At 74.3% G+C, this 21,571-nt stretch carries 21 protein-coding genes and 1 riboswitch; of the genes, 8 read left to right on the top strand and 13 right to left on the bottom strand.

The window, feature by feature from the left end; translation table 11 throughout:
- Window positions 1–78 precede the first annotated feature (78 nt).
- Window positions 79–1,371, top strand: a complete 1,293-nt coding sequence (purD, locus tag Q6350_RS02665; protein ID WP_305065028.1) for a phosphoribosylamine--glycine ligase — start codon at window positions 79–81, stop codon at window positions 1,369–1,371.
- Window positions 1,368–2,342, top strand: a complete 975-nt coding sequence (locus Q6350_RS02660; protein WP_304602735.1) for a phosphoribosylaminoimidazolesuccinocarboxamide synthase — start codon at window positions 1,368–1,370, stop codon at window positions 2,340–2,342. The genes purD and Q6350_RS02660 overlap by 4 nt, the downstream gene beginning before the upstream one ends.
- Here the strand turns inward: Q6350_RS02660 and Q6350_RS02655 are convergent.
- The 3 genes from Q6350_RS02655 to Q6350_RS02645 all read right to left on the bottom strand — a co-directional run bounded on the left by Q6350_RS02655 (window position 2,320) and on the right by Q6350_RS02645 (window position 5,869).
- Window positions 2,320–3,057: a Crp/Fnr family transcriptional regulator gene (locus tag Q6350_RS02655; RefSeq protein WP_304602734.1), complete on the bottom strand. Its 738-nt coding sequence runs from the start codon at window positions 3,055–3,057 to the stop codon at window positions 2,320–2,322. The two genes, Q6350_RS02660 and Q6350_RS02655, sit on opposite strands and share 23 nt — an antisense overlap.
- Before the next feature lie 141 nt (window positions 3,058–3,198).
- A complete protein-coding gene (locus Q6350_RS02650) occupies window positions 3,199–4,866 on the bottom strand; it encodes a collagen binding domain-containing protein (RefSeq protein WP_305065025.1) in 1,668 nt (555 codons plus the stop codon).
- Window positions 4,867–5,041: 175 nt separating this feature from the next.
- Window positions 5,042–5,869, bottom strand: coding sequence for a DUF4190 domain-containing protein (locus Q6350_RS02645; protein ID WP_304602732.1), 828 nt, complete (start codon window positions 5,867–5,869; stop codon window positions 5,042–5,044).
- 233 nt (window positions 5,870–6,102) lie between these two features.
- Here Q6350_RS02645 and purS point away from each other — a divergent pair, with 233 nt between their 5' ends.
- Genes purS through Q6350_RS02630 form a run of 3 tightly spaced genes read left to right on the top strand, consistent with a single transcriptional unit; the run spans window position 6,103 to window position 7,683 of the window.
- Window positions 6,103–6,375: a phosphoribosylformylglycinamidine synthase subunit PurS gene (gene purS, locus Q6350_RS02640; protein ID WP_171246899.1), complete on the top strand. Its 273-nt coding sequence runs from the start codon at window positions 6,103–6,105 to the stop codon at window positions 6,373–6,375.
- Window positions 6,375–7,106, top strand: a complete 732-nt coding sequence (gene purQ, locus Q6350_RS02635) for a phosphoribosylformylglycinamidine synthase subunit PurQ (protein WP_304602731.1) — start codon at window positions 6,375–6,377, stop codon at window positions 7,104–7,106. The genes purS and purQ overlap by 1 nt, the downstream gene beginning before the upstream one ends.
- 43 nt (window positions 7,107–7,149) lie before the next feature.
- The gene (locus tag Q6350_RS02630) at window positions 7,150–7,683 is read left to right on the top strand and encodes a GNAT family N-acetyltransferase (RefSeq protein ID WP_304602730.1); all 534 of its coding nucleotides are present in this window, start codon (window positions 7,150–7,152) and stop codon (window positions 7,681–7,683) included.
- Between the two features lie 39 nt (window positions 7,684–7,722).
- Here the strand turns inward: Q6350_RS02630 and Q6350_RS02625 are convergent, their stop codons facing one another.
- From Q6350_RS02625 to Q6350_RS02615, 3 genes are read right to left on the bottom strand one after another with little or no spacing between them, the layout of a single operon-like run.
- Window positions 7,723–8,598 (bottom strand): LLM class flavin-dependent oxidoreductase, encoded by an 876-nt coding sequence (locus Q6350_RS02625; protein ID WP_304602729.1) that lies wholly within the window; start codon window positions 8,596–8,598, stop codon window positions 7,723–7,725.
- 45 nt (window positions 8,599–8,643) lie between these two features.
- Entirely contained in the window at window positions 8,644–9,420 is a 777-nt protein-coding gene (locus Q6350_RS02620; protein ID WP_305065020.1) for an MBL fold metallo-hydrolase, read from the bottom strand.
- 39 nt (window positions 9,421–9,459) lie between these two features.
- Entirely contained in the window at window positions 9,460–10,503 is a 1,044-nt protein-coding gene (locus Q6350_RS02615) for an LLM class flavin-dependent oxidoreductase (RefSeq protein WP_305065018.1), read from the bottom strand.
- A 97-nt stretch (window positions 10,504–10,600) separates the two neighbouring features.
- On the opposite strand from Q6350_RS02615, the gene Q6350_RS02610 reads away from it, so the two are divergent.
- Window positions 10,601–11,707 carry an aromatic acid exporter family protein gene (locus tag Q6350_RS02610; RefSeq protein ID WP_305065017.1) on the top strand — a complete coding sequence of 369 codons (1,107 nt, stop codon included), beginning with the start codon at window positions 10,601–10,603 and terminating at the stop codon, window positions 11,705–11,707.
- Between the two features lie 91 nt (window positions 11,708–11,798).
- Here the strand turns inward: Q6350_RS02610 and Q6350_RS02605 are convergent, their stop codons facing one another.
- From Q6350_RS02605 to Q6350_RS02595, 3 genes are read right to left on the bottom strand one after another with little or no spacing between them, the layout of a single operon-like run.
- Window positions 11,799–12,068 carry a DUF6226 family protein gene (locus Q6350_RS02605; RefSeq protein WP_305065015.1) on the bottom strand — a complete coding sequence of 90 codons (270 nt, stop codon included), beginning with the start codon at window positions 12,066–12,068 and terminating at the stop codon, window positions 11,799–11,801.
- An 18-nt stretch (window positions 12,069–12,086) separates the two neighbouring features.
- Window positions 12,087–13,358, bottom strand: a complete 1,272-nt coding sequence (locus Q6350_RS02600; RefSeq protein ID WP_370375355.1) for an O-succinylhomoserine sulfhydrylase — start codon at window positions 13,356–13,358, stop codon at window positions 12,087–12,089.
- Window positions 13,355–13,810: a rhodanese-like domain-containing protein gene (locus Q6350_RS02595; RefSeq protein ID WP_305065013.1), complete on the bottom strand. Its 456-nt coding sequence runs from the start codon at window positions 13,808–13,810 to the stop codon at window positions 13,355–13,357. Before Q6350_RS02595 ends, Q6350_RS02600 begins: the two co-directional genes overlap by 4 nt.
- 297 nt (window positions 13,811–14,107) lie before the next feature.
- Window positions 14,108–14,223: riboswitch (SAM riboswitch) on the top strand.
- 31 nt (window positions 14,224–14,254) lie between these two features.
- Here Q6350_RS02595 and Q6350_RS02590 point away from each other — a divergent pair.
- Entirely contained in the window at window positions 14,255–15,679 is a 1,425-nt protein-coding gene (locus Q6350_RS02590) for an aminotransferase class V-fold PLP-dependent enzyme (RefSeq protein ID WP_305065011.1), read from the top strand.
- Between the two features lie 6 nt (window positions 15,680–15,685).
- On the opposite strand, the gene Q6350_RS02585 is transcribed toward Q6350_RS02590, so the two are convergent.
- On the bottom strand, window positions 15,686–17,134 hold the full coding sequence (locus tag Q6350_RS02585; RefSeq protein ID WP_305065009.1) for an amidase: 1,449 nt from the start codon (window positions 17,132–17,134) through the stop codon (window positions 15,686–15,688).
- 43 nt (window positions 17,135–17,177) lie between these two features.
- Between Q6350_RS02585 and Q6350_RS02580 the strand changes: the two genes are divergently transcribed.
- On the top strand, window positions 17,178–17,756 hold the full coding sequence (locus Q6350_RS02580; RefSeq protein WP_305065007.1) for a hypothetical protein: 579 nt from the start codon (window positions 17,178–17,180) through the stop codon (window positions 17,754–17,756).
- A gap of 78 nt (window positions 17,757–17,834) precedes the next feature.
- On the opposite strand, the gene Q6350_RS02575 is transcribed toward Q6350_RS02580, so the two are convergent.
- The 3 genes from Q6350_RS02575 to Q6350_RS02565 are packed head-to-tail and all read right to left on the bottom strand — an operon-like array spanning window position 17,835 to window position 21,555.
- Window positions 17,835–18,845 (bottom strand): MaoC/PaaZ C-terminal domain-containing protein, encoded by a 1,011-nt coding sequence (locus Q6350_RS02575; RefSeq protein ID WP_305065005.1) that lies wholly within the window; start codon window positions 18,843–18,845, stop codon window positions 17,835–17,837.
- Window positions 18,842–20,194: a 3-oxoacyl-ACP reductase gene (locus tag Q6350_RS02570; protein WP_305065003.1), complete on the bottom strand. Its 1,353-nt coding sequence runs from the start codon at window positions 20,192–20,194 to the stop codon at window positions 18,842–18,844. The genes Q6350_RS02575 and Q6350_RS02570 overlap by 4 nt, the downstream gene beginning before the upstream one ends.
- Window positions 20,195–20,211: 17 nt before the next feature.
- Window positions 20,212–21,555: an acetyl-CoA C-acetyltransferase gene (locus Q6350_RS02565; protein WP_304602716.1), complete on the bottom strand. Its 1,344-nt coding sequence runs from the start codon at window positions 21,553–21,555 to the stop codon at window positions 20,212–20,214.
- Window positions 21,556–21,571: the final 16 nt, after the last annotated feature.

The raw sequence follows: 21,571 nt of genomic DNA, 5'->3' as shown, positions 1-21,571 counted from the left end.
TCCGGTCGCTCGCGCGCGGACCGGCCGTCCCGTGGACGGCCCCCTGGGGTCCGGCCCGTCCACCTACACTGAGATCCCGTGAAGATCCTCGTCGTCGGGAACGGTGCTCGCGAGCACGCCATCCTCCATGCCCTCGCCGCGGAAGACGCCCTCGGGGGCGAGCCGCACGAGCTGCACGCGGCCCCCGGGAACCCGGGGATGGCCCGCGAGGCCACCCTGCACCCCGTCGACGCCGTCGACGGCGGCGCGGTCGCCGCGCTGGCCACCGACCTCGGTGCCGACCTCGTCGTCGTGGGCCCCGAGGCGCCGCTGGTCGCCGGGGTGGCGGACGCGGTCCGGGACGCGGGTGTCCCGGTCTTCGGGCCCTCCGCCGAGGCGGCCCGGCTCGAGGGGTCGAAGTCGTTCGCGAAGGAGGTCATGGCGGCGGCGAACGTGCCCACCGCGATGGCCCACGTGTGCACCACCCGCGACGAGGTCGCCGCCGCCCTGGACGCGTTCGGCGCCCCGCACGTGGTCAAGGACGACGGCCTGGCGGCCGGCAAGGGGGTCGTGGTCACCTCCGACCGCGAGGAGGCGCTGGCGCACGCGGAGGCGGCCCTCGGTGCCCGACCCGGGGGGCGGGTCGTCGTCGAGGAGTACCTGGACGGCCCCGAGGTCTCGCTCTTCTGCCTGTGCGACGGCGCCTCGGTCGTCCCGATGGTCCCCGCCCAGGACTTCAAGCGGGTGTTCGACGGCGGCGAGGGGCCGAACACGGGAGGCATGGGTGCCTACACCCCGCTGGACTGGGCGCCGTCCGGCCTCGTCGCCGAGGTCGTCGACCGGATCGCGCAGCCGACGATCGACGAGATGGCGCACCGCGGCACCCCGTTCGTCGGCGTGCTCTACGTCGGCCTCGCGCTGACCTCCCGCGGCGCCCGGGTGGTGGAGTTCAACGCCCGGTTCGGTGACCCGGAGATCCAGGCGGTCCTGACCCGCCTGACGACCCCGTTGTCGTCCGTGCTGCTGGCCGCGGCCCGCGGAGAGCTCGAGCAGCACGCACCGCTGCACTGGTCGCCCGAGGCCGTGGTCAACGTCGTCGTCGCGGCGACCGGCTACCCGGAGTCCCCGCGACGAGGCGATGCGATCACCGGCATCGAGGCGGCCGAGGCCCTGCCGGGTGTGCACGTCCTGCACGCCGGCACCGCGACGGCCGAGGACGGCACGCTCGTCTCCGCCGGCGGCCGGGTGCTGTCCGTGGTCGGCCGGGGCGCCGACCTCGCCGCGGCCCGGGCCGCGGCCTACGCCGGCGTCGCCGAGATCCACCTCGCGGACTCCCACCACCGCACGGACATCGCGCTGGCCGCCGAGCGGGGCGAGGTGCAGGTGCCGTGACGACCGAGACGCCCGAGGCCTTCGCCGGCGGCCCTCTCGACCTGCCCGGGTGGCGGCACGCCTACTCCGGCAAGGTCCGCGACCTGTACCTGCCGGACCTGCCGGCGCTCGGCGGCGTCCACCCGCTGGGCGACGTCGTGCTCGTCGTGGCCTCGGACCGGGTGTCGGCCTACGACCACGTGCTCACGCCGGGGATCCCCGACAAGGGTGTGGTCCTCACCCAGCTCAGCCTGTGGTGGTTCGACCAGCTCGCCGACCTCGTCGACAACCACGTCGTCTCGGTCGAGGCCAGCGCCGAGCCGGGTGACGGTCTCGTCCCCGACGTCGTCGCGGGCCGGGCGATGGTCTGTCGCCGCCTGGACATGTTCCCCGTCGAGTGCGTGGCGCGCGGCTACCTCACCGGCTCCGGGCTCGCCGAGTACCGCAGCACCGGCGAGGTCACCGGTATCCCGCTGCCCGCCGGGCTCGTCGACGGCTCGCGCCTGCCGGAACCGATCTTCACCCCGGCGACCAAGGCCGAGGTGGGCGAGCACGACGAGAACGTCAGCTTCGCCGAGGTGGCGCGGCGGATCGGGGCGGACGACGCCGCCCGGCTGCGCGAGCTGACCCTCGCCGTCTACGCCCGTGCCGAGGCGATCGCCCGGGACCGGGGCGTCGTCCTCGCGGACACCAAGCTCGAGTTCGGCCGGGTGCCCGACGGGTCCGATCACCCGACCGGGCCGATCGTGCTCGGTGACGAGGTGCTGACCCCGGACTCCTCGCGGTTCTGGCCGGCCGACGACTGGGCACCGGGCCGGGCCCAGGCGAGCTTCGACAAGCAGTTCGTCCGCGACTGGCTCACGTCGCCGGCCTCCGGGTGGGACCGTGCCGGGGACGCCCCGCCGCCCGCGCTGCCGGCGGACGTCGTGCGCCGGACCCGCGACCGCTACCTCGAGGCGTACGAACGGCTCACGGGTTCTCGCCTCGACTGACACCGTTCGGCGACGCCGTCGACGGTCCGCCGTCGTCGGCCGCCGCGCGCAACCCCTCCGGGTCGTGGATCGTCAGGTACCCGCGGCTCGTGGCGACCAGCCCGTCCAGGCGCATCACGCGCAGGTGACGGACCAGCGCCTCGCGGGAGATCCCCGCCCAGGACGCCAGCTCGGCCTGCGTGCACCGGACGACGACCGAGCCGTCGGGCTGCGGCACGCCGGACCGTGCCGCCAGCTGGAGCACCCAGTGGCACACGAGGGACCGGACGTTGCCGTAGGACCCGTGCAGCCGGTGCTCCTCCAGCGTGTAGGCGAGGGCGGCCAGGGTCGAGACCGCGGCCTCCGAGACCGCGGGTGTCGTGACGAGCTGCCGGAAGGCCCGCGCGGGGACGGCGAGCACCTCGGCCGGCGCGGACGTGCGTACGCTCGACAGCGCCGGGACGGCCGCGCAGACCTCGGGGAGGCAGACCGCGTCGCCGGGGCCGTAGGACAGCACGCGGGTCTCGTGGCCGCCCGGGTCGACCCGCACCGCCTCGGCGGTGCCCGAGAGGAGCACGCCGAGCGACGACGGCGTGGTGCCCTGGGTGGTGAGCGTGGTCCGGGTGGGGACCTTCGTGCGGTGCCCGGCCGCCAGCAGGTGGGAGCGATCGGGCTCGTCGATCAGCCCGATGAACGACGCCGGATCGAACGCCGGCTCTGTGCGCGCGGTTGCCATCGTGTCGGCCCTGCCGCAGCAAGGTCCCCCTCGTGCCAGCGTAGGCCCGGGCGGTGCGGCGTGCTTGCCGGGCCGACGACGTACCCGGGGCACGGCACGGCGGGCGCACGCTTGGTGCGTGCGCCCGCCGTGCTCAGGGGACTACTCGGCCGTGTGGCCAGGGATGTTGACGGTCAGGCCCACCTCCCCGTGTTCGAGGTCGGAGAACCCGGGCAGGTTGCACAGCTTCTCCTCCGCGTCGGGGTCGACGTCCGTGAGCGGCGTGATGTCGCTCGGTGCGACCGTGTCCTGCGACTCACCCTCGCCGAGAGCCACGGTGCCGACGACGAGCTCGTCGTCCGCCTGGTGGCAGACCAGCACCACGACGCGGTGGAGCTGCTCGTTGGTGAACGTCAGGTCCGGGTCGTCGCCGGCGGCGATGCGGTCGGCGCACGTCTCGGACGAGTCGACCGTGACGTCCTGCGGGTCCTGACCCACGTAGTCGTCCGGCACCACGGTCTCCGTGACCGTGTAGTCGCCGTACGGCACGTCGGCGCAGAACACCCCGGTGCTCTCCTCGGTGAGCACGATGTCGCCCGGCGTGGCGGTGAACTCCGCCCCGGCGAGCGGATCACCGTTGTCGTCGACCTTCTCCACGAGGATCGAACCGAACAGGCTGTTGTAGAACGTACAGGTGATGTCGTCGTCCGCCTCCAGGTTGACGGTCACCGTCCGGTCGGCCACGCTCCAGTCGCCGCTGTCGCACTCGATGAGATCGAGCTGTCCGGGTGCGTCCGCGGCCTCGGTCACCGTGTAGGTGCCCGCGAACACGTCGGTGTAGCCCTGGGACTCCCCGTCACCCAGTGTGAAGGTGCTCGGGGTGAGACCGCCCGTGGTGGTGAAGTCGAAGGTCTCGGACACCCCGCTGGGGTCGGTGACCTTCTCGACGGTGAGCTTCCCGCAGTTGGAGATGTTCACGTCGACGGGCTCGATGTAGTCCTTGAGCTGTGACGTGAACGAGTCCGAGGACCGCGACTTGAGGAACGCGCTGCCGAAGGACAGGCACTCTCCGGAGTCGAACAGGTAGTCGAGGTCGATGCTCGCCTCACCGAACGTCCGCGGGCTCAGCGAACCCAGATCGGTGCCGTCCCCGACCATGGCGTCACCGTCAGCGATCGCGCTGTCGTTGATGGTTCCCGTCGCGATGTTCTCCGGGAGGACGTCGGCCGGGCCCCACTCGTTCGCGGTTGCGTCCCAGAGGCGGGCGGTGATCTCGGCCCTCGCGCCGCCCTGGTCGATGGCGTACTCGAGCAGCAGGTCACCCTCGGTCCGTTCCTTGTTGACCCCGTTGCCACAGTCCGTGCCGGACTGGTTGAGCTCGAAGTCCATCAGGGTGGTGCCGTTCGGTTCCTGGACGCGGGTCCAGAACAGGTGCAGGAATCCGGGGTCGCCCTCCTCCTCGTAGACCCCGAAGTTCAGCAGGTCGCTCTTGTTGTTCGGGATGCTGCCCGTGGTGGTGCCCGGACAGACGTCGTCCTCCTTGGACCCCCCGGCGAACGAGTCGTCGTTCTTGCCGGTCTCCGCGTCGGTGCCGACGGCGGCGTCGACGCTCTCCCAGTCCATCCAGTCCCCGCCGTCGTCGACCGTGAGGTTGGCGTCGACGTCGATCTCGAAGTCGCTGCCGGGCAGGGATGCGAGGTCATGGGCGGCGAGGGCGGGGACGGCCTGCGCGAGCAGGAGCGGGACGGCGAGCCCGAGAGCGCTGAACAGGGCTAGCCGCCGCCGTGACCTCCGACGCGTCGCGGTCGGCGTCGTGCTGTTGTCTGACATGGGTCGGTGCCTCCTCGTCGAGTCCGACCGGCCCGCGGGAGACGGGCCGGAGGGCGTCCGCCGTCGGCGGAGATCGTCCGGATCCACCGTTCTCCCGGAGGGCCGACGCCTTCTGCGTCAGGTGACGCACAGCGCCGGGTGAATTCGGCCGGTTCGACGAGGAGGCGCCAGGAGCTCAGATCCCGGAGCCGGCGACCGTCCCCTCGAGCGGGCTGCCGTCCATCGTCACGGCCTCGCAGAAGACCTCGCGGTCCCCGGACGTCCACATCTCCTCGGTCGGGTAGTAGTAGAAGAAGTCGAGGCTGGAGTCGATGTAGTCGGTGCCGACGTACTCGGTGAAGGCGCTCAGGCAGAACTCCTCGGTCTCCTTGATCACCTGCTGCTCACCGGGGAACTCCTCGCCGGCCAGCTCCTGGACGCCGAACACCTCGGAGTGGTGCGGGGACGTGCAGTCGACGGCCTCGAGCGGGGGGTCCTCGAAGCAGTCGCCGACGGTGATCTCCGTGCTCGACGCCTCGGCGAGTCCCGGGTCCGTGCCGGCGGAGTCCTCGAGCCCGAGGTCCGTGCCGGTCGACTCCTCGTAGCCCTCCTCGAAGCCCTCCACGAAGGCCTCCTGGAAGTCGTCGTTCGTGAAGAGGGCGGAGAACAGCAGGATGATCGCGGCCCACGCGACGGTGGACAGCGCGCCGAGAACGATGCCGGCGATCGCGAACCCCTTGCCGGACCTGCCGGACTTCCTGATGCGGACCAGCGCGGCGATGCCGAGGCCGAGCGGGATGATCGTCATCTGCAGGATCCCGGTCACCAGCGCGGCGATCGCCAGCCCGTCCGTCCCGGGGCGGGTCGGCGGTACCCCGTACGGCTGAGCGGGCACGTCGGCGGTGTCCGGCAGCACGGTCGTCGGTGCGTCCGGCGTGGACGGCTCGCTCTCGGTCGGCGGCGCGGACGCGTCCGCTGCGGTGGTGGTCGGGGGTGCGTACGGGTCCTGCGGCGGGTTGGTCACGGTTTCTCCCTTTTGGCTGTGGATGACCTGGACGGTAGCGGGGGACGACCACCCCTGTCTGCACCCGACCGGACGATGGTCCGGGGTCCGTGGCCGGCCGGGGCCCGCGGCTCCGCTCGACGGGTAGACTGACGCCCGGAATCCTGCCGCCGTGCTCCCGCCCGTCACCTGCCGCCGTGCTGCGTGCCGGGATCCCGGAGCGGCGGCCCAGCCGAGCGCCTGAGGAGCCCGCCGTGGGACGCGTCGTCGTCGAGGTCATGCCCAAGCCCGAGATCCTGGACCCCCAGGGCAAGGCCGTCGTCGGGGCGCTGCCGCGCCTCGGCTTCACCCAGTTCACCGGTGCCCGACAGGGCAAGCGGTTCGAGCTCGAGGTCGAGGGCGACGTCACGCCTGAGGTGCTCGCCGCCGCGCGCGAAGCAGCCGAGACGCTGCTGTCGAACCCGGTCATCGAGGACGTCGTCCGGGTCGCGGACGCCTCCGCCGAGGCGGCCGAGGTGTCGGCCTGATGAGCGCGGGCACCGTCGACACGACGCTTGACGAGGCACGCATCGGCGTCATCACGTTCCCCGGCACCCTGGACGACCGCGACGCGGCCCGCGCCGTGCGCCTCGCCGGCGGCGAGCCGGTCTCGCTGTTCCACGCCGACGGCGACCTGCAGGGGGTCGACGCCGTCGTCCTGCCCGGGGGGTTCTCCTACGGGGACTACCTGCGGGCGGGCGCGATCAGCCGCTTCGCCCCGGCCATGGACGCGCTCGTGGACGCCGCGAAGGGCGGCATGCCGGTGCTGGGCATCTGCAACGGCTTCCAGATCCTCACCGAGGCCCACCTGCTGCCCGGCTCGATGATCAAGAACGAGCACCTGCACTTCGTCTGCCGCGAGCAGGTGCTCGCCGTGGAGAACGCGGACACCGCGTGGACCCACCGGTACGAGGCGGGGCAGCACATCACGATCCCGCTGAAGAACCAGGACGGCCAGTTCGTCGCCGACGAGCGCACCCTCGACGAGCTCGAGGGGGAGGGCCGCGTCGCCTTCCGCTACGTCGGCTGGAACCCGAACGGCTCCCGCCGTGACATCGCGGGCATCACCAACGCCGCGGGGAACGTCGTGGGGCTCATGCCGCACCCGGAGCACGCGGTCGAGGCGGGGTTCGGCCCCGACGGTCCGGACGGGCCGCGCTCCGGCACCGACGGCCTGGGCTTCTTCACCTCGGTCCTGGCCTCGCTCGTCCACGCGTGATCCCGACGGCCCGTCCGCCTCGACGGCGAGAAAGGGTGGCGCCATGAGTGTCGACCTGCAGCGGCCCGCAGGCACCGGACCGGGTGGCGGCGCCGTCGAGGTCGTCCGGGTCCCGTGGGAGGACGCCGACGCCGTGGCGCTGCGCGCCGAGGCCGTGGCCGAGCTCGGCCGCCGCTACGGAGGGGACGACGACGCCCACGAGGTCATCGACCCGGGGACGGTCGTCGCCACCTTCCTCGTCCGCGTCGACGGGGTCCCGGCCGCGTGCGGGAGCGTGCGCGACGTGTCCGCCACCGACGACGGCCGGGGCCGGGGCACCGTGCACCCCGCGGCGACCGGTGAGCTGAAGCGCGTGTTCGTCCTGCCCGAGCACCGGGGGCGCGGGCTGGCCCGCCTGCTGATGGCCGAGCTGGAGCGCGTCGCCCGGCAGGCCGGGTTCCGGCGGTTCGTGCTCGAGACCGGCACCGCGCAGCCGGAGGCCATCGGCCTGTACACCGCGCTCGGGTACGAGCCGATCGAGTCGTACGGCAAGTACGCCGGCTACGACGACCAGCGCAGCTTCGGCAAGCACCTCTGACCGGGGTCGGCGTCGCCACGCGCCCACCGAACGGCCCGCTCAGTCGGCGAGCCGCGGCCTGACCTCCCGCCCGAGGAACGCCGCCAGCTCGGCGAGGTCGGGCTCGTCCGCGGTCGGCTGGATCGCGACAGCCGTCGCACCGGCGTCGGCCAGCGCCCGGACGCCCGCGGCGATCTCGTCGGCGCCCCCGGCCGCCCCGATCCCGCGCTGCGGGTCGGCTCCCCACCTCGGCAGCTCCGCCGCCAGTCGTTCCCGAGCCCGCGCCCCGGTCGCGACGACGAGGGTCGCGTGCACGTCCGGGAGCTCACGCCCGACGGCGGACGCGCCCTCCCGCGCCGTGGCGACGGCGTCGCGCACGTCGTCCGGGGTCAACGCGTTGGCCAGGGTCAGGCCGTCGGCCAGCTCGCCGGTCAGCGCCAGCGTGCGCGGGCCGACCCCGCCCGTCCACAGGGGCACCGGCGTCGTCGGCGGCCACTCCAGGCGGACGGCGTCCAGGTGCACGTAGCGGCCCGACGTCGTGACCTCCTCGCCGTCCAGCAGCGCGCGCAGGGTCGTGACGTGCTCGCGCAGCAGCGTCAGGGGTGAGTCGACGCGCACCCCGGACTGCGCCATCCAGGACTGCACCCCGTGCCCGACGGCGGGGACGAACCGGCCCGGGAACGTCCGTGCCAGCGTGGCGATCTCCATCGCGGTGATCGCGGTGCTGCGCAGCGGGACCGGCAGGAGGCCGATCCCGACCCGGATCCGGTCGGTCCACGCCAGGGCCGCGGACGCCGAGGCCAGGCCGCTCTGCTTGAAGCAGTCCTCCCACACCCACAGGTCGTCCAGCCCCGCGTCCTCGGCCGCGGTGGCCACGGTGCGCAGCGTCTCCGGGGCGTGCGTGGGGACGTGGGCGATGCCGAGACGGACGGTCATGCCGCCATCATGCCGTCGTCGGGGCCCGCGCGCCCCGACGAGCCGTCAGCTCCCGTGCCGCAGGTAGGCGAGCTGGGCCGCCACCGACTGCCGGGCGGCCCGCAGCACCGACGGGTCGACGTCGGCGTAGACGTGGGCCCCGACGTCGTCCACCCCGGCGTCGGGGCCCAGGGCGGCCAGGGCCGCGCGCACCTGGTCGAGGCGCTCGAGGCGGTGCGCCCGGTAGGCGCGGACGGCGTCACCGAGGTCGGCGATCTCCGGCCCGTGCGCGGGGACCCCGAGCCGGCCCTCCCCGACCCGCTCCAGCAGGTCGAGGGAGGAGAGGTAGTCCTGCAACGAGCCGTCGGGCTCGGCGATGACGGTCGTGCCGCGCCCCAGGACGGTGTCGCCGGTGAGCACCACCGGGTCCTCGCCCGGTGCCGTGACCGTGAAGGACACCGAGTCCGCCGTGTGCCCCGGGGTGGCGAGCACGTCGATGCGCAGCCCGGCGGCCTCGACGACCTCGCCGTCGGCGAGCGGCTCGCCGCCGTGGCAGTGCCGCCGGTCGGCGGCCCGCACCGGGGCTCCCGTCCGCGTCCGCAGCCCGGCCGAGCCGGCCGTGTGGTCGGCGTGGCGGTGCGTGATCAGCACGAGGTCCACGGGTCCGGTGGCCGCGAGGGCGTCGAGGTGCGCGGCGTCGTCCGGCCCCGGGTCCACCACGACGCACGAAGGCGCACCGGGGGCGCGCAGCACGACCGACCGGGTCCCGTCGAGCGTCATCGGGCCGGGGTTGTCGGCGCGCAGCACGCCGACCGACGGGGTGAGGGGGCGCAGGTCGGGCACGGTCCTTGCTCCTTCGGTCGTCGCGGTGATCCTCGCACGTCAGCCGGCGAGCAGCTCCAGCGTCTGCACCCGGCCGGGGGTCGCGTCCAGCGGTTCGGAGGCGTAGCTGCCGGCCACCGGGACGATCATCACCTCGTCGACCCCGTGCCGCGCCGCCAGGCGGGCGACCTCGGCCCGGGCCTCGTCCGGCGTGCCGACGAGCCAGCGCGACCTCATGTCCTCGACCATCTGCTCGCCGAGGCCGTCCAGCGGGGCGGTCAGCGCCTCCTCGACCGTCTCGGCGGTGCCCATCGGCCGACCGGTGCGCAGCCGGGCCATCGCCCGGAGCTGCGGCAGCGCGCGCTCGCGGGCCTCCTCGGCCGTCGGGGCGACGACGGCGTTCAGGGTGAGGAAGGTCCGCGGCCGCGGCTGGGTCTCGCTGGGGCGGTACCCGTCGCGGTAGAGCGCGAGCACCTGGTCGATCCCGGCACCGGAGAAGTGGTTCGCGAACACGTACGGCAGCCCGAGCTCCGCGGCCAGACGCGCCGAGTAGTCCGAGGAGCCGAGCAGCCACAGCGTGGGCGTCGTCGTCGCGGCGGGCGTGGCGTTGACGTCGTAGGTCTGGCCGTCCGTGAGCCGCAACCGGGCGCCGTCGGGCGCCATGAGGGCCAGGATGTTGCGCAGGTGCTCCGGGAACCGGTCGACGTCCGACGTCGGCCCGGAGGATCGCAGCAGGGCGGTCACGACGGGGTCGCTGCCCGGGGCACGCCCGATCCCGAGGTCGATGCGGCCGGGGGCGAGCGCCTCGAGCGCGGCGAACTGCTCGGCGACGACGAGCGGGGCGTGGTTCGGCAGCATCACACCGCCGGACCCGACGCGGATGCGTTCGGTGCGTGCGGCCGCGGCAGCGATCATCACCGGCGGTGTGGAGGCCGCGACGGCGGGCATGTTGTGGTGCTCGGCGAACCAGTAGCGGGTCAGGCCCAGCGCGTCGGCCCGGCGGACCAGCGTCATCGAGGACTCGAGCGCCTGCGCGCTCGACTGCCCGGTGCGCACGGGGACGAGGTCGAGGACCGAGAGGGAGGGGGCGGGGACGTCGTTCATCGCCCGGGACAACCCACCGCCCCGACCTGCGTATTCCGGCGAGCGGATGCGCTCCTGACGTTCTGTGGCGAGGATCGCTCGGGACGAGAGGGGTCCGATGGTCGAGAAGCGGGTCGCCGGGGTCGCCCAGGCGATGTACTGGGCATGGCTGCGCCATCCACGCTGGTCCATCGCGGCGCGCGGCGCGCTCGCGGCCGGGGTGGCGTGGGTCGTGGGGATCTACGTGCCGCACCCGCTGGGGGACTTCCCCTACTACGCGCCGCTCGGTGCCATCATCGCGACGACGAGCACGCTGGTGCGGTCCGTCAAGGACTCCTATCGCGTCACCGTCGCCGTCCTGCTCGGTGCCGGGATCGCCCGCTTGGCCCAAGAGTTCCTCCCGGTCGGCCCGTTCTCGATCGCGCTGGTCATCGGCGTCGCGCTGCTGTGCGCCGGGTGGAAGTTCTTCGGCGACCAGGGGAGCTGGGTGGCGAACTCCGCCCTGTTCGTACTCATCCTCGGCAACGCCGACGCGCTGTCGTTCGTGGGTTCGTTCGCGGGACTGGTGGCTCTCGGCGCCCTGGTGGGGATCGGGCTGAACCTGCTGCTGCCGCCCTTGCCGCTGACCCCCACCGAGAACGCGCTGGACGGGTTGAGCGCGCTGCTCGCCGGGCAGGTCGAGGACCTGGCGGAGTCGCTGGAGGAGTCCAGCGACGTGGACGCCGAGGACTGGGAACGCCGGCGCGTCGCGATCCAGCCGGTGCTCGAGGAGACCCGGGCGTCGGTGCGGGAGAGCCGTGATGCCGCGAAGGCCGGGCGCCACCCTCGGGTCCGCCGGTATCGGCGGTGGACCGAGGGGCAGGACGCCCGGGCCCAGGAGCTGGAGACGGTCGCGGCGTCCGTCGACGTCGTCGTGACGCTGCTGGTGGACACCGCCGAACCGGTGCGCCTGCCCGAGGACCTGTGCGAACCGCTCGTCGGAGTGCTGCGCTCACTCGCCGGGGTGCTCCGCGCCGACGCCTGGGGAGAGGACCGCGACGAGCTCGTCGACGCGCTGCGCGAGCAGGTCCGCGACTTCCGCCAGGGTGTGGTCGAGCGCTCCAGCGACCCCGGCGAGGGGCTCGTGGTGGGCTCGGTCGCGGTCGCCCTGCGCCGTGCGGCCGACGCGTTCGCGAGCACCCGCCCGGACGCCGAGGAGGAGATGGTCCGGGGCGAGACGGAGTGACGTCGGCCGCCGTCCGCGTCCGGCGGCCACCGCCTCGACCACCCGGTGGAGACGTCAGGATCCGGGCGACCGGGATGACGTCCCGCGGTGCCTATGGCGCGCCGACGCCGTCCCGACGGGGCCAGGGCTGCCGGCGGCCGCCGGTGCGGGCGCCCGGCCGGCTCCGGCGCACCCACTCGCGCAGAGTCCCGGCGGCGACGCCGAGCACCAGCCGTTCGAGGTCCTCGGCGCTGGCCTCCACGGCCTCGTCGCAGGCGTCGCAGCTGGCATATCCGGCCCTGCTTCCGCCGCGACCATGCTCTCGCGACGGCGAACAGGTCTTCGCGGCCCGTCCCGGTGCCGGGACGGGCCGCGACGGCATGCTCGGCGGAACGGGGGGTCAGGCCCGCAGCGCCTGGGCGACGTCCTCGACGATGTCCAGCGGGTCCTCGAGCCCGACGGACAGCCGCACCGTGGTCTCGTGGATGCCGACGGCCGCGCGGCCCTCGGCGCCGAGCCGCCGGTGCGTCGTCGTGGCGGGGTGCGTGACCAAGGACTTGGCGTCCCCGAGGTTGTTCGAGATGTCGACGATCTGCAGCGCGTCCAGGAAACGGAACGTCCGCTGCTTCGCCTGCTCCGGGGTGGCGTCGTCGGGCACCGCGAGGTCGAACGTGACCACGGTGCCGCCCCCGGTCTGCTGGGCCTTCGCCAGCTCGTGCTGCGGGTGGGAGGCCAGGAACGGGTAGCGCACGCCGGTGACGCCGTCGGCGGACTCGAGGTACTCGGCGAGCTGCAGCGCGCTCGCGTTCTGCGCGCGCACCCGCACGTCGAGGGTCTCCAGCCCCTTGAGCAGCACCCAGGCGTTGAACGGGCTGAGCGACGGCCCCGTGTGCCGCAGGAACGTCTCGACCGGTCCGGACAGGAACTCCCGGGGGCCGAGGATCGCCCCGCCGAGCACCCGGCCCTGGCCGTCGACGTGCTTGGTCGCCGAGTACACGACGATGTCGGCGCCCAGCTCGAGCGGCCGCTGCAGGACCGGGGTGGCGAACACGTTGTCGACCACGACGACGGCACCCGCGGCGTGGGCGAGCTCGCACACGCGCCGCACGTCGACGAGCTCCTGCATGGGGTTCGACGGTGTCTCGAAGAAGACGACGTCGGCGGTGGTGGCCAGGGCCTCCTCCCACTGCGACGTCACGTGCCCGTCGACCAGGTCGACCTGCACGTCCCACTTGGCGAGGATCTCGTCGTAGATGACGTTCGTGGAGCCGAACAGGGCCCGGGCCGAGACGATCCGCGACCCGCTGCGCACCAGGGCGGCCAGCGTGGTGAACACCGCGGACATCCCGGTGGCGGTGGAGTAGCAGGCCTCGGCCCCCTCGATGAGGCGCAGGCGTTCCTCGAAGGTGCGCACCGTCGGGTTGCCGTACCGGGAGTACACGAACCGGGAGTGGTCGCCGGCGAACGCTGCCTCGGCGTCGGCGGCGGAGTCGTAGGTGTAGCCCTGGGTGAGGAACATCGCCTCCGACGTCTCGGAGAAGTCCGAGCGGCGGTGGCCCCCGCGGACGGCGAGGGTGGCGGGACGTGCGGTCGGGGGCAGGGGCGCGTGGCCGGCGCCGCCGTACGGCTCGGGGTTCGGGCCGGGGCCGGTGGGGATCTCGGTGCGGGTCACCGGGTCGGCTCGGCGTAGGCGGTGTGCGGCAGCTCGCGGACCTTCCACCCGGCCTGGTCGCGGGCGCCGAACGGGCCCACCGGCCCCTCGAAACCCTCGAGCACGTTGTAGGCGGGGCCGTAGCCCGCCGACGTCGCCAGGCGAGCGGCGCCGATGGAGCGCTGCCCGGAGCGGCACAGGAACACCACGGGCTGGTCGGTGGGCACGCCGGCGGCCTCGAGCTCGGCGAGGAATCCCGGGTTGGGTCGGCCGTCGCCGGTGACCCACTGCGTGAAGACGGCCGTCTTGTCCAGCGAGGCGACGTCGGGCACCCCGATCGTGCGCCACTCGCCTTCGGTGCGGACGTCGACCAGGACGGCGCCGGGTTCGGCGGCGAGCAGGTCCCATGCCTGCTGCGGGGTCAGGTCGCCGGCGTAGCCCTGCGCGGGTCGGGGTTCGATCGGTGCGGTCACGGCACTCCTCCCATCGGTCGTGGCGGTAGCACCCGCGCCCGGTCCCGTGCTCGCTCGTCGCGGTCGACGACGACGGCACGGTCCCGCGGGGTTGCTGCGGCGTCGACGTGCCACGTCACTCGGCCGCTCGGGATGGTCTCCACGATCGTACGCGACGGCGTCCATGAAGCGGGACGTCGGTCTCGCTTGGTGGACGCCGTGCCGCGCCCCGGGCTTGCTCGACCGCGAGACGACCACATCGCGAGACCATCTGACCATCTGTTGACACCCCGGCGCGGATCCGTGAACCTGGCACCAGGTCAAGAGCGCCAGCGCCAAGCCCCGGCTCGCTGGCCGGCAACCCTCCCCTCGCGGCGGGGTGCCCCGGGTGACGACCAGGCACGGCGCCGACCGGCGTCGGGCAAGCGCGGGGAGACGGCTCCCCGGGACACCGAGGAGGACGCCATGACCACGATCGCCGAGAGCCCCGCCTGTCCGAGTGTCGACCGGGTCGACGCGCTGACGCCGGTGCTGCCCGTCCTCGGGCACGACACCCCCGCCCCGCTGGTCGACGGACGGCGCGTGCCGTACGCCAACCTCGACGTCGCCGCCTCGGCGCCCGCGCTGCAGGCCGTCGGCGACCGCGTCACAGCGGCCCTGCCGCTGTACGCCTCGGTGCACCGGGGCGCCGGCTACCTCTCGCAGGTCTCCACCACGCTGTACGAGTCCGCCCGCGCCACCATCGGCGAGTTCGTCGGTGCCCGCCCGGACGACCTCACCCTGCTGGTGCGCAACACCACCGACGCGCTCAACCTGCTCGCCGGATGCGTCCCCGCCGCGGACGGCACGCCGGGCCGCGTGCTCGTCCTCGACGTCGAGCACCACGCGAACCTCCTGCCGTGGCAGCGCGCGACCGACGCCACGGTCCTCACCGGTCGCGGCACGGTCGCCGCCACGCTCGAGGCGGTCCGTGCCGAGCTCGCCGCCGGGGCGGCCGCGGGGCGCGGTTACGCCCTGCTGGCCGTCACCGGGGCCTCCAACGTCACCGGCGAGACGCTGCCGGTCGCCGACGTCGTCGCCGCCGCGCACGGCGCCGGCGCCCGGGTGGTGCTGGACGGCGCCCAGCTCGTGCCGCACCGCCGCTTCTCGCTGGCGCAGACCGGGGTCGACTACGTCGCCTTCTCCGGCCACAAGGCCTACGCGCCGTTCGGTGCCGGCGCCCTGGTCGGCCGCCGCGACTGGCTGGACGCCGGCACGCCCTACCTCGCCGGCGGCGGCGCGGTGCGCAGCGTGCGCGTGGACGGGACCGACTGGCACGACGGCCCGGCCCGCCACGAGGCCGGCTCGCCCAACGTGCTCGGCGCGGTGGCGCTCGCCGCCGCCTGCGAGACGCTCGCCGCCGTCGACACCGTGGCCCTGCGCGAGCACGAGGACGCGCTGCGGGCCCGGCTGGTCGACGGGCTGGAGGCGATCGACGGCGTCGAGGTCGTCCGTCTGTGGCCCGACGCCCCCGACACGGTCGGCGTCGTCACGTTCACGGTGTCCGGCTACGAGCCCGGCCAGGTCGCCGCCTACCTGTCCGCGGAGCACGGCATCGGCGTGCGGGACGGTCGCTTCTGCGCGCACCCGTTGCTCACCCGGCTCGGGTACCGCGCCGGGGCCGTCCGCGCGTCCGTCGGCGCCGGCACGGCCGGCGAGGAGGTCGAGCGGCTCGTGGCCGCCGTGGCTGCGCTCGTCGCCGACGGGCCGCGGGCCGACTACGCCGTCGTCGACGGGTTGTGGGTCGTCGTGGACGACCCGCGTCCGGTGCCCGAGGGGTCCGGGCTGGACGGCCTGCTGGCCACGGCCGGCCCCGGCGGTGACGAGGCGTTCGCCTGCGTCCCCGACTGACCGGCCTCACCAGACGGGCGGGTGCCTCTCCGGCCAGCGCAGCACGTCCTCGAGCTGGGCGGCGAGCGCCAGCAGCGTGACCTCGCCGCCGGGACGGCCGATGATCTGCACCCCCATGGGCAGCCCGTCCGCCGTCCAGTGCGTCGGCACGGTGATCGCGGGCAGCCCGGCCACGTTGAGCCACGACGTGAACGGCGTGTACTGGCACTGCTGGGCGAAGTTGTGGTCCGGGTCGGCGGCGTCGAACCAGCCGATCGGCCGCGGCGTCATCGCCAGTGCGGGAGTGACGACGGCGTCCAGGTCGCCCATCCCGGCGATGAGGGTCCGCTCGAACCCGGTCAGCGTCGCCAGGGCCTCGGCGAGCTCGCGGGCCGGCACCTGCCGGCCGCGGCGGATCAGCCATGCCGTCAGCGGCTCGAGCTGGTCCAGCACCGCGTCGTCGTCGATCGGTACCGCCGACGCGCCGCCCATCCACAGGCTGCGGAAGGCGTCGCCGTACTCCGGGACCGGGTCCCAGGTGTGCTCCTCGACGCCGTGCCCGAGACCCGCCAGCGCCCGGACGCCCGCGTCGAGGGCCGCCCGTGCCTCCGGCGCCACGGTGACGTCGTAGTAGTCGTCCCAGGCGTTCCAGGTGGTGACCCCCACCCGGAACCGGTCGCCGTCGTCGTCCCGCCCGGGGACCTCGCCGCGCAGCGCGGCCGCGAGGTATGACCCCGCGTGCGCCGCCGGGGTGCGCAGCGTGAACCGGTGGTCGACGTGGCCGTCCGGGGTCCGGCGCAGCATCCCCTCGAGCAGCAGCGCCGTGTCCGCCGTCGTCCGGGCGATCGGTCCGTTGACCACGAGGCCGCCGAGGGCCTCGATCCCGGACCCCGCGGGCAGCAGGCCGCGCGAGGGTTTGAGACCCACGACGCCGCAGGCGGCGGCCGGGATCCGGACGGACCCCCCGCCGTCGGACCCCGGGGCGAAGGGCAGCAGGCCCGCGGCCACCGCGACCGCCGCCCCGCCGCTGGAGCCGCCGGCGCCGCGCGCGAGGTCCCACGGGTTGCGTGCCACGGGCCCCGCCAGCGGCTCGGTGTAGGCGGGGAACCCCAGCTCGGGCGTCGCGGTCTTGCCCAGGCTGACGATCCCGGCGGCGTCGAGGTCCAGGACGACGTCGTCGGACTCCTCGGGCACGAAGCCCTCCATGGCGCGCGTGCCGAAGCCGGTCGGCACTCCGGCCCGGTTCCACAGGTCCTTGTCGGCGGTCGGCATCCCCCACAGGGGCCCCGACGGCGGACCCAGCTGCGTCGCGCGCTCCCGAGCCCTCTCGGGGGTGACGCGGGCGAACGCGCCCAGCTCGTCGTTGCGTGCCGCGATCCGGGCCAGGAAGTGGTCGGTCACCTCACCCGGGGTCAGCTCACCGGCGCGCAGCCGGTCGCGGAGCTCCAGGGCGGTCTGCTCGTGCAGGGCGTCCATGGCCCGACCCTACGCCGGGACGCCCTGCGCTACTCTCCGCCGCATGAGACCGCTGCAGATCGTCGTCGGGGGCCTGGTCATCGTCGTTCTCGACCTGCGTTTCGACGGGTTCGACGTCGTCGTCGACCTGATCGGCTGGATCCTGGTGGTGAAGGCCTTGCGGCTCCTCGCGGTCCGCGACCGGGCCTTTGCGGTCGCCGCCGTCGGTGCGGTGCTCGGCGGGCTCGGATCGATCGTCCAGCTCGTCCCCGGCCTGACGGTCGGGGCCGGCGTCGTCTCCGTGCTCGGGGCGGTCGAGACGCTCGCGCTCACGGTGGTGGTCGTCGCGATCTGCACGGGGATCGCCCGCGTGCTGGCGCACGAGCCACAGGTGGTCCGGCACGCCCGGATCCTGCGGGCGACGGACGTCGCGCTCACGGTGGTCGCCCTGGGGCTCGGATCGAGCCCCGTGCTGCTCTCGGCCGGCCCGACGCCGGGGACCACCGGCTGGCTCGTGGGCGCCGGTGCGGTGGTGCTCCTCCTCGGCGCGCTGACGTTCGTCGTCCTGATCTGGTTCCTGGTGTTCCTGTGGCGGCTCCGGGACCGTCCCGAGCTGCAGGAGCAGCAGCCGGTCGTCGCGTGACCCCGACGTCGCGGGCCCGAGGCAGCGCAGGCGCTGCGCCTCGGGCCCGCCGACGTGCCGACTCCGGCGGGGGGCCGTTCAGAGCGGCGTGACCTCGCCGGAGAAGTGCCGCAGCCCCTTGCGGGCGTTCCATCCCACGTAGGAGAACCCGGCCCCGTCGCCCTCCTCGGGCGTGATCGCCACGTCCACGGTGGCGGGCAGCAGCACGGGCTTGGCGAACTCCACGGTCCACCGGTACGCGTCCCCGCGCCCGGGGCCGACGTCGGCCAGCGCCCGCGCCGCGGAGTACATCCCGTGCGCGATCGCCCGCGGGAAGCCGAACGCCTTGGCCGACAGCGCCGACATGTGGATGGGGTTGCGGTCCCCGGACACCGCCGCGTAGGCACGGCCGGTCTCCGGCCCCAGCACCCACCGGCCGGTGGGCAGGGGCGGTGTCCACTCCCCGCGCGGCCGGTCGGCCTCCGACGCGCCGTCGCCGTCCTCGAGGAAGTACCCCTTGGCCAGGTGCGTCGAGACACCGCGCCACACGGGCGGCTCCGTCTCGTCGCCGGCGTCGCGGCGGACCTCGGCGACGAGGTCCACCTGCACCCCGCGCCGGTGCGGACGCAGGTTCTCCGCCCACGCCCGCACCTCGAGGACGTCGCCGACCGTGACCGGCCCGCGCAGCTCGACCCGGTTCGCCAGGTGCACCATGCCGAGCAGGGGCAGCGGGAAGTCGTTGCGCACCATGATCCCGGTCGTCAGCGGGAAGGTGAGCACGTGCAGGTAGCCGGCCGGCATCGTGTTGCCCACCGGCTCGTGCACCAGCCGCTGGTAGTCGTGCAGGTGGCGCTCGAGGTCGTCGGTGCGCACCCCACCGACGCGGTAGGCCACGTCGGGCAGGGTGAGGTCCCCGTCCGAGGCGTCCGCCCGGGTCTCCGATCCGCGGGCCTCCCCGATGCCCGGGATCGACGGCAGCGCGCGGCCGGCCGCGATCAGGCCCGAGGCGGCCGCGCCCCGCGCGTAGAGCCCGCCGAGCCCGGGGAGGCTCGGCTGGGTCTCGACGCGCAGCTCGCGGCCGTCGGCCGTGCGCGGGGGCGCCGCCGTCACTGGCCCACCATGTGCTGTCCGCACACCCGCAGGACCTGACCGTTGACGCCGGCCGTCGCGGGCCAGGCCAGGAAGGCGACGGCCTCGGCGACGTCCACCGGCTCGCCGCCCTGGGAGAGCGTCGGCAGCAGCCGTGCCACGGACCGCGTGGCGATCGGGATCGACGCCGTCATGTCGGTCTCGATGAACCCGGGGGCGACCGCGTTCGCGGTGCCGCCGTGCTCGGCGAGCAGCGGTGCCGTGGCCCGGGTGTGCCCGATGACGCCGGCCTTGGAGAAGGCGTAGTTCGTCTGGCCCTTGTTCCCGGCGATGCCCGAGGTGGAGGCCAGGGACACGACGTGCAGGTTCTCCAGGCCGGCCTGGACCAGCGTCTCGTTGATCTGCAGCTGGGCCTCGAGGTTGACCGCGATCACCGCGTCCCACTGCGCCGGCTTCATGTTGGCGAGCAGCTTGTCGCGCAGGATGCCGGCGTTGTGGACGACGATGTCGAGCCCGCCGTGGCGCTCGCGGGCGTGCAGCAGGATCCGCTGGCCGGCGTCGGGCGCCGTGACGTCGAGCTGCAGGGCGGTGCCGCCGACCGCGTTCGCGGTACGGGCCAGCCCCTCGCCGGCGGCCGGGACGTCGACGCACACGACGGTCGCGCCGTCACGGGCGAGCGTGCGGGCGATCGCTGCGCCGATGCCACGGGCGGCGCCGGTGACGACGGCGACCTTCCCGGCCAGCGGACGGTCCGTGGTCAGGTCCGCGGCGGGTGCTCCGGCCTTCGCCGGGCCGACCCGCAGGAGCTGGCCGTCGACGTAGGCGCTCTTCGCGGAGAGGAAGAACCGCAGCGTGGCCAGCACGGACGTCTGGTCGACCGCGGCGTCGTCGGTGAGCACGATCCCGTTGCCGGTGGCGCCGCCGCGCAGCTCCTTGGCGAGCGAGCGCAGGAACCCGTCGACGGCGTTCCGGGCCGCCGACAGCGCCGGGGCGTCGTCCTCGGCGGCAGCCCGCGAGACGGTGACGACCCGGCCGTTGCCGGCCAGCCGTCGCAGCACGGACCCGGTGGCCAGCACGGCCTCGGAGGCGTCGCCGGGGCGGGCCGTCTCGGTCAGGACGAGGACGACGGCGCCGAACCGGACGTCGTCGCCGGGGTCGCGCCGCACGTCGAGGTCCCAGCCGAGCAACGTCTGGGCCAGGGCGTCCGCGTCGGCCTTCGACGCGCCGTCGGACACGACGAGGACGGGGCCCACGGTGAGCGGGTCACCGGCACGGTAGCGGCGCAGGAGCGCGGGACGCGGCAGCCCCAGCTTCGTGGCGAGGGTCTTCGTGAACCCGGAGTTCACGGCCTGGGTGTAGCGGTCGGTCACGGGGTCTCCTTCCGGGTTCAGGCGGACTCGAGGACGGCGGTGGCACCGAGGCCGCCGGCGGCGCACACGGACACCAGGGCCCGTGCCGGCTTGCCGGTCTCGGCGGCCTTCTCGGCCACGAGCTTGGCCGCGGTGGCGACGATCCGCCCGCCGGTCGCGGCGAAGGGGTGGCCGGCGGCGAGCGAGGAGCCGCGCACGTTGAGCTTGCTGCGGTCCACGGTGCCGAGCGCGCCGGACAGGCCGAGCTCGTTCTTGCCGTAGTCGGCGTCCTCCCAGGCGGCCAGGGTGGTGAGCACCGTGGAGGCGAAGGCCTCGTGGATCTCGAAGAAGTCGAAGTCCTCGAGGGTCAGACCGTTGCGGGCCAGCAGGCGCGGTACCGCGTGCACCGGGGCCATCAGCAGACCCTCGCGGCCGTGCACGAAGTCGACGGCGGCGGTCTCGGCGTCGACGAACCGCGCGAGCACCGGCAGGTCGTGGGACTCGGCCCACTCCCGCGAGCCGAGCAGCACGGTCGAGGCGCCGTCGGTCAGCGGGGTGGAGTTGCCGGCGGTCATCGTGGCCGGGGTCTCCAGCGAGCGGCCGAAGACGGGCTTGAGACCGGCGAGCTTCTCCGCCGAGCTGTCGGGGCGCATGTTGTCGTCCCGGGACAGGCCTCGGAACGGGGTGACCAGGTCGTCGAAGAACCCGGAGTCCCAGGCCTCGGCGAGGTGGTGGTGGCTGGCCAGGGCGATCTCGTCCTGGGCCTCGCGGCTGATGCCCCAGCGGGCGGTCGTGATCGCCTGGTGCTCACCCATGGACAGGCCGGTGCGCGGCTCGTCGGTGGCGGGGGTGAGCGGCTTGAGGTCGGCGGGGCGGATCCGGGCGAGCGCCTTGGCGCGCGCCTGCCAGGTCTTGGCGTGCCCGGCCTCCAGCAGGGCGCGGCGCAGCCCCTCGCTGACGGCGACCGGTGCGTCGGAGATCGTGTCGGCACCGCCGGCGATCCCGGAGTCGACCTGACCCAGGCGGATCTTGTTGGCGATGGTGATCGTCGCCTCGAGCCCGGTGGCGCAGGCCTGCTGCAGGTCGTACGCGGGCGTGTTCGGCGAGAGCGACGAGCCCAGCACCGACTCGCGGATGAGGTTGAAGTCGCGGGAGTGCTTCAGCACGGCTCCGCCGACGACCTCGCCGAGGCGTTCGCCCTGCAGCCCGTAGCGGGCGACGAGGCCCTCGAGGGCGGCGGTGAACATCTCCTGGTTGGAGGCGTCGGCGTACTTCTTCCCGGCACGGGCGAAGGGGATGCGGTTGGCGCCGACGACGACGGCGTCGCGCGGGGCCTGTGCCGAACCGGCGGACTGGGCTCGGGCGGTCTGGCGAGTGGCCACTGTGTGCTTCCTTACA

The organism is Isoptericola sp. b515 (assembly GCF_030588125.1).
Classification (GTDB): Bacteria; Actinomycetota; Actinomycetes; order Actinomycetales; family Cellulomonadaceae; genus Isoptericola; species Isoptericola sediminis.
Note: the sequence above shows the minus strand (reverse complement) of the source record. Positions and strands in the feature narration are given on the sequence as shown.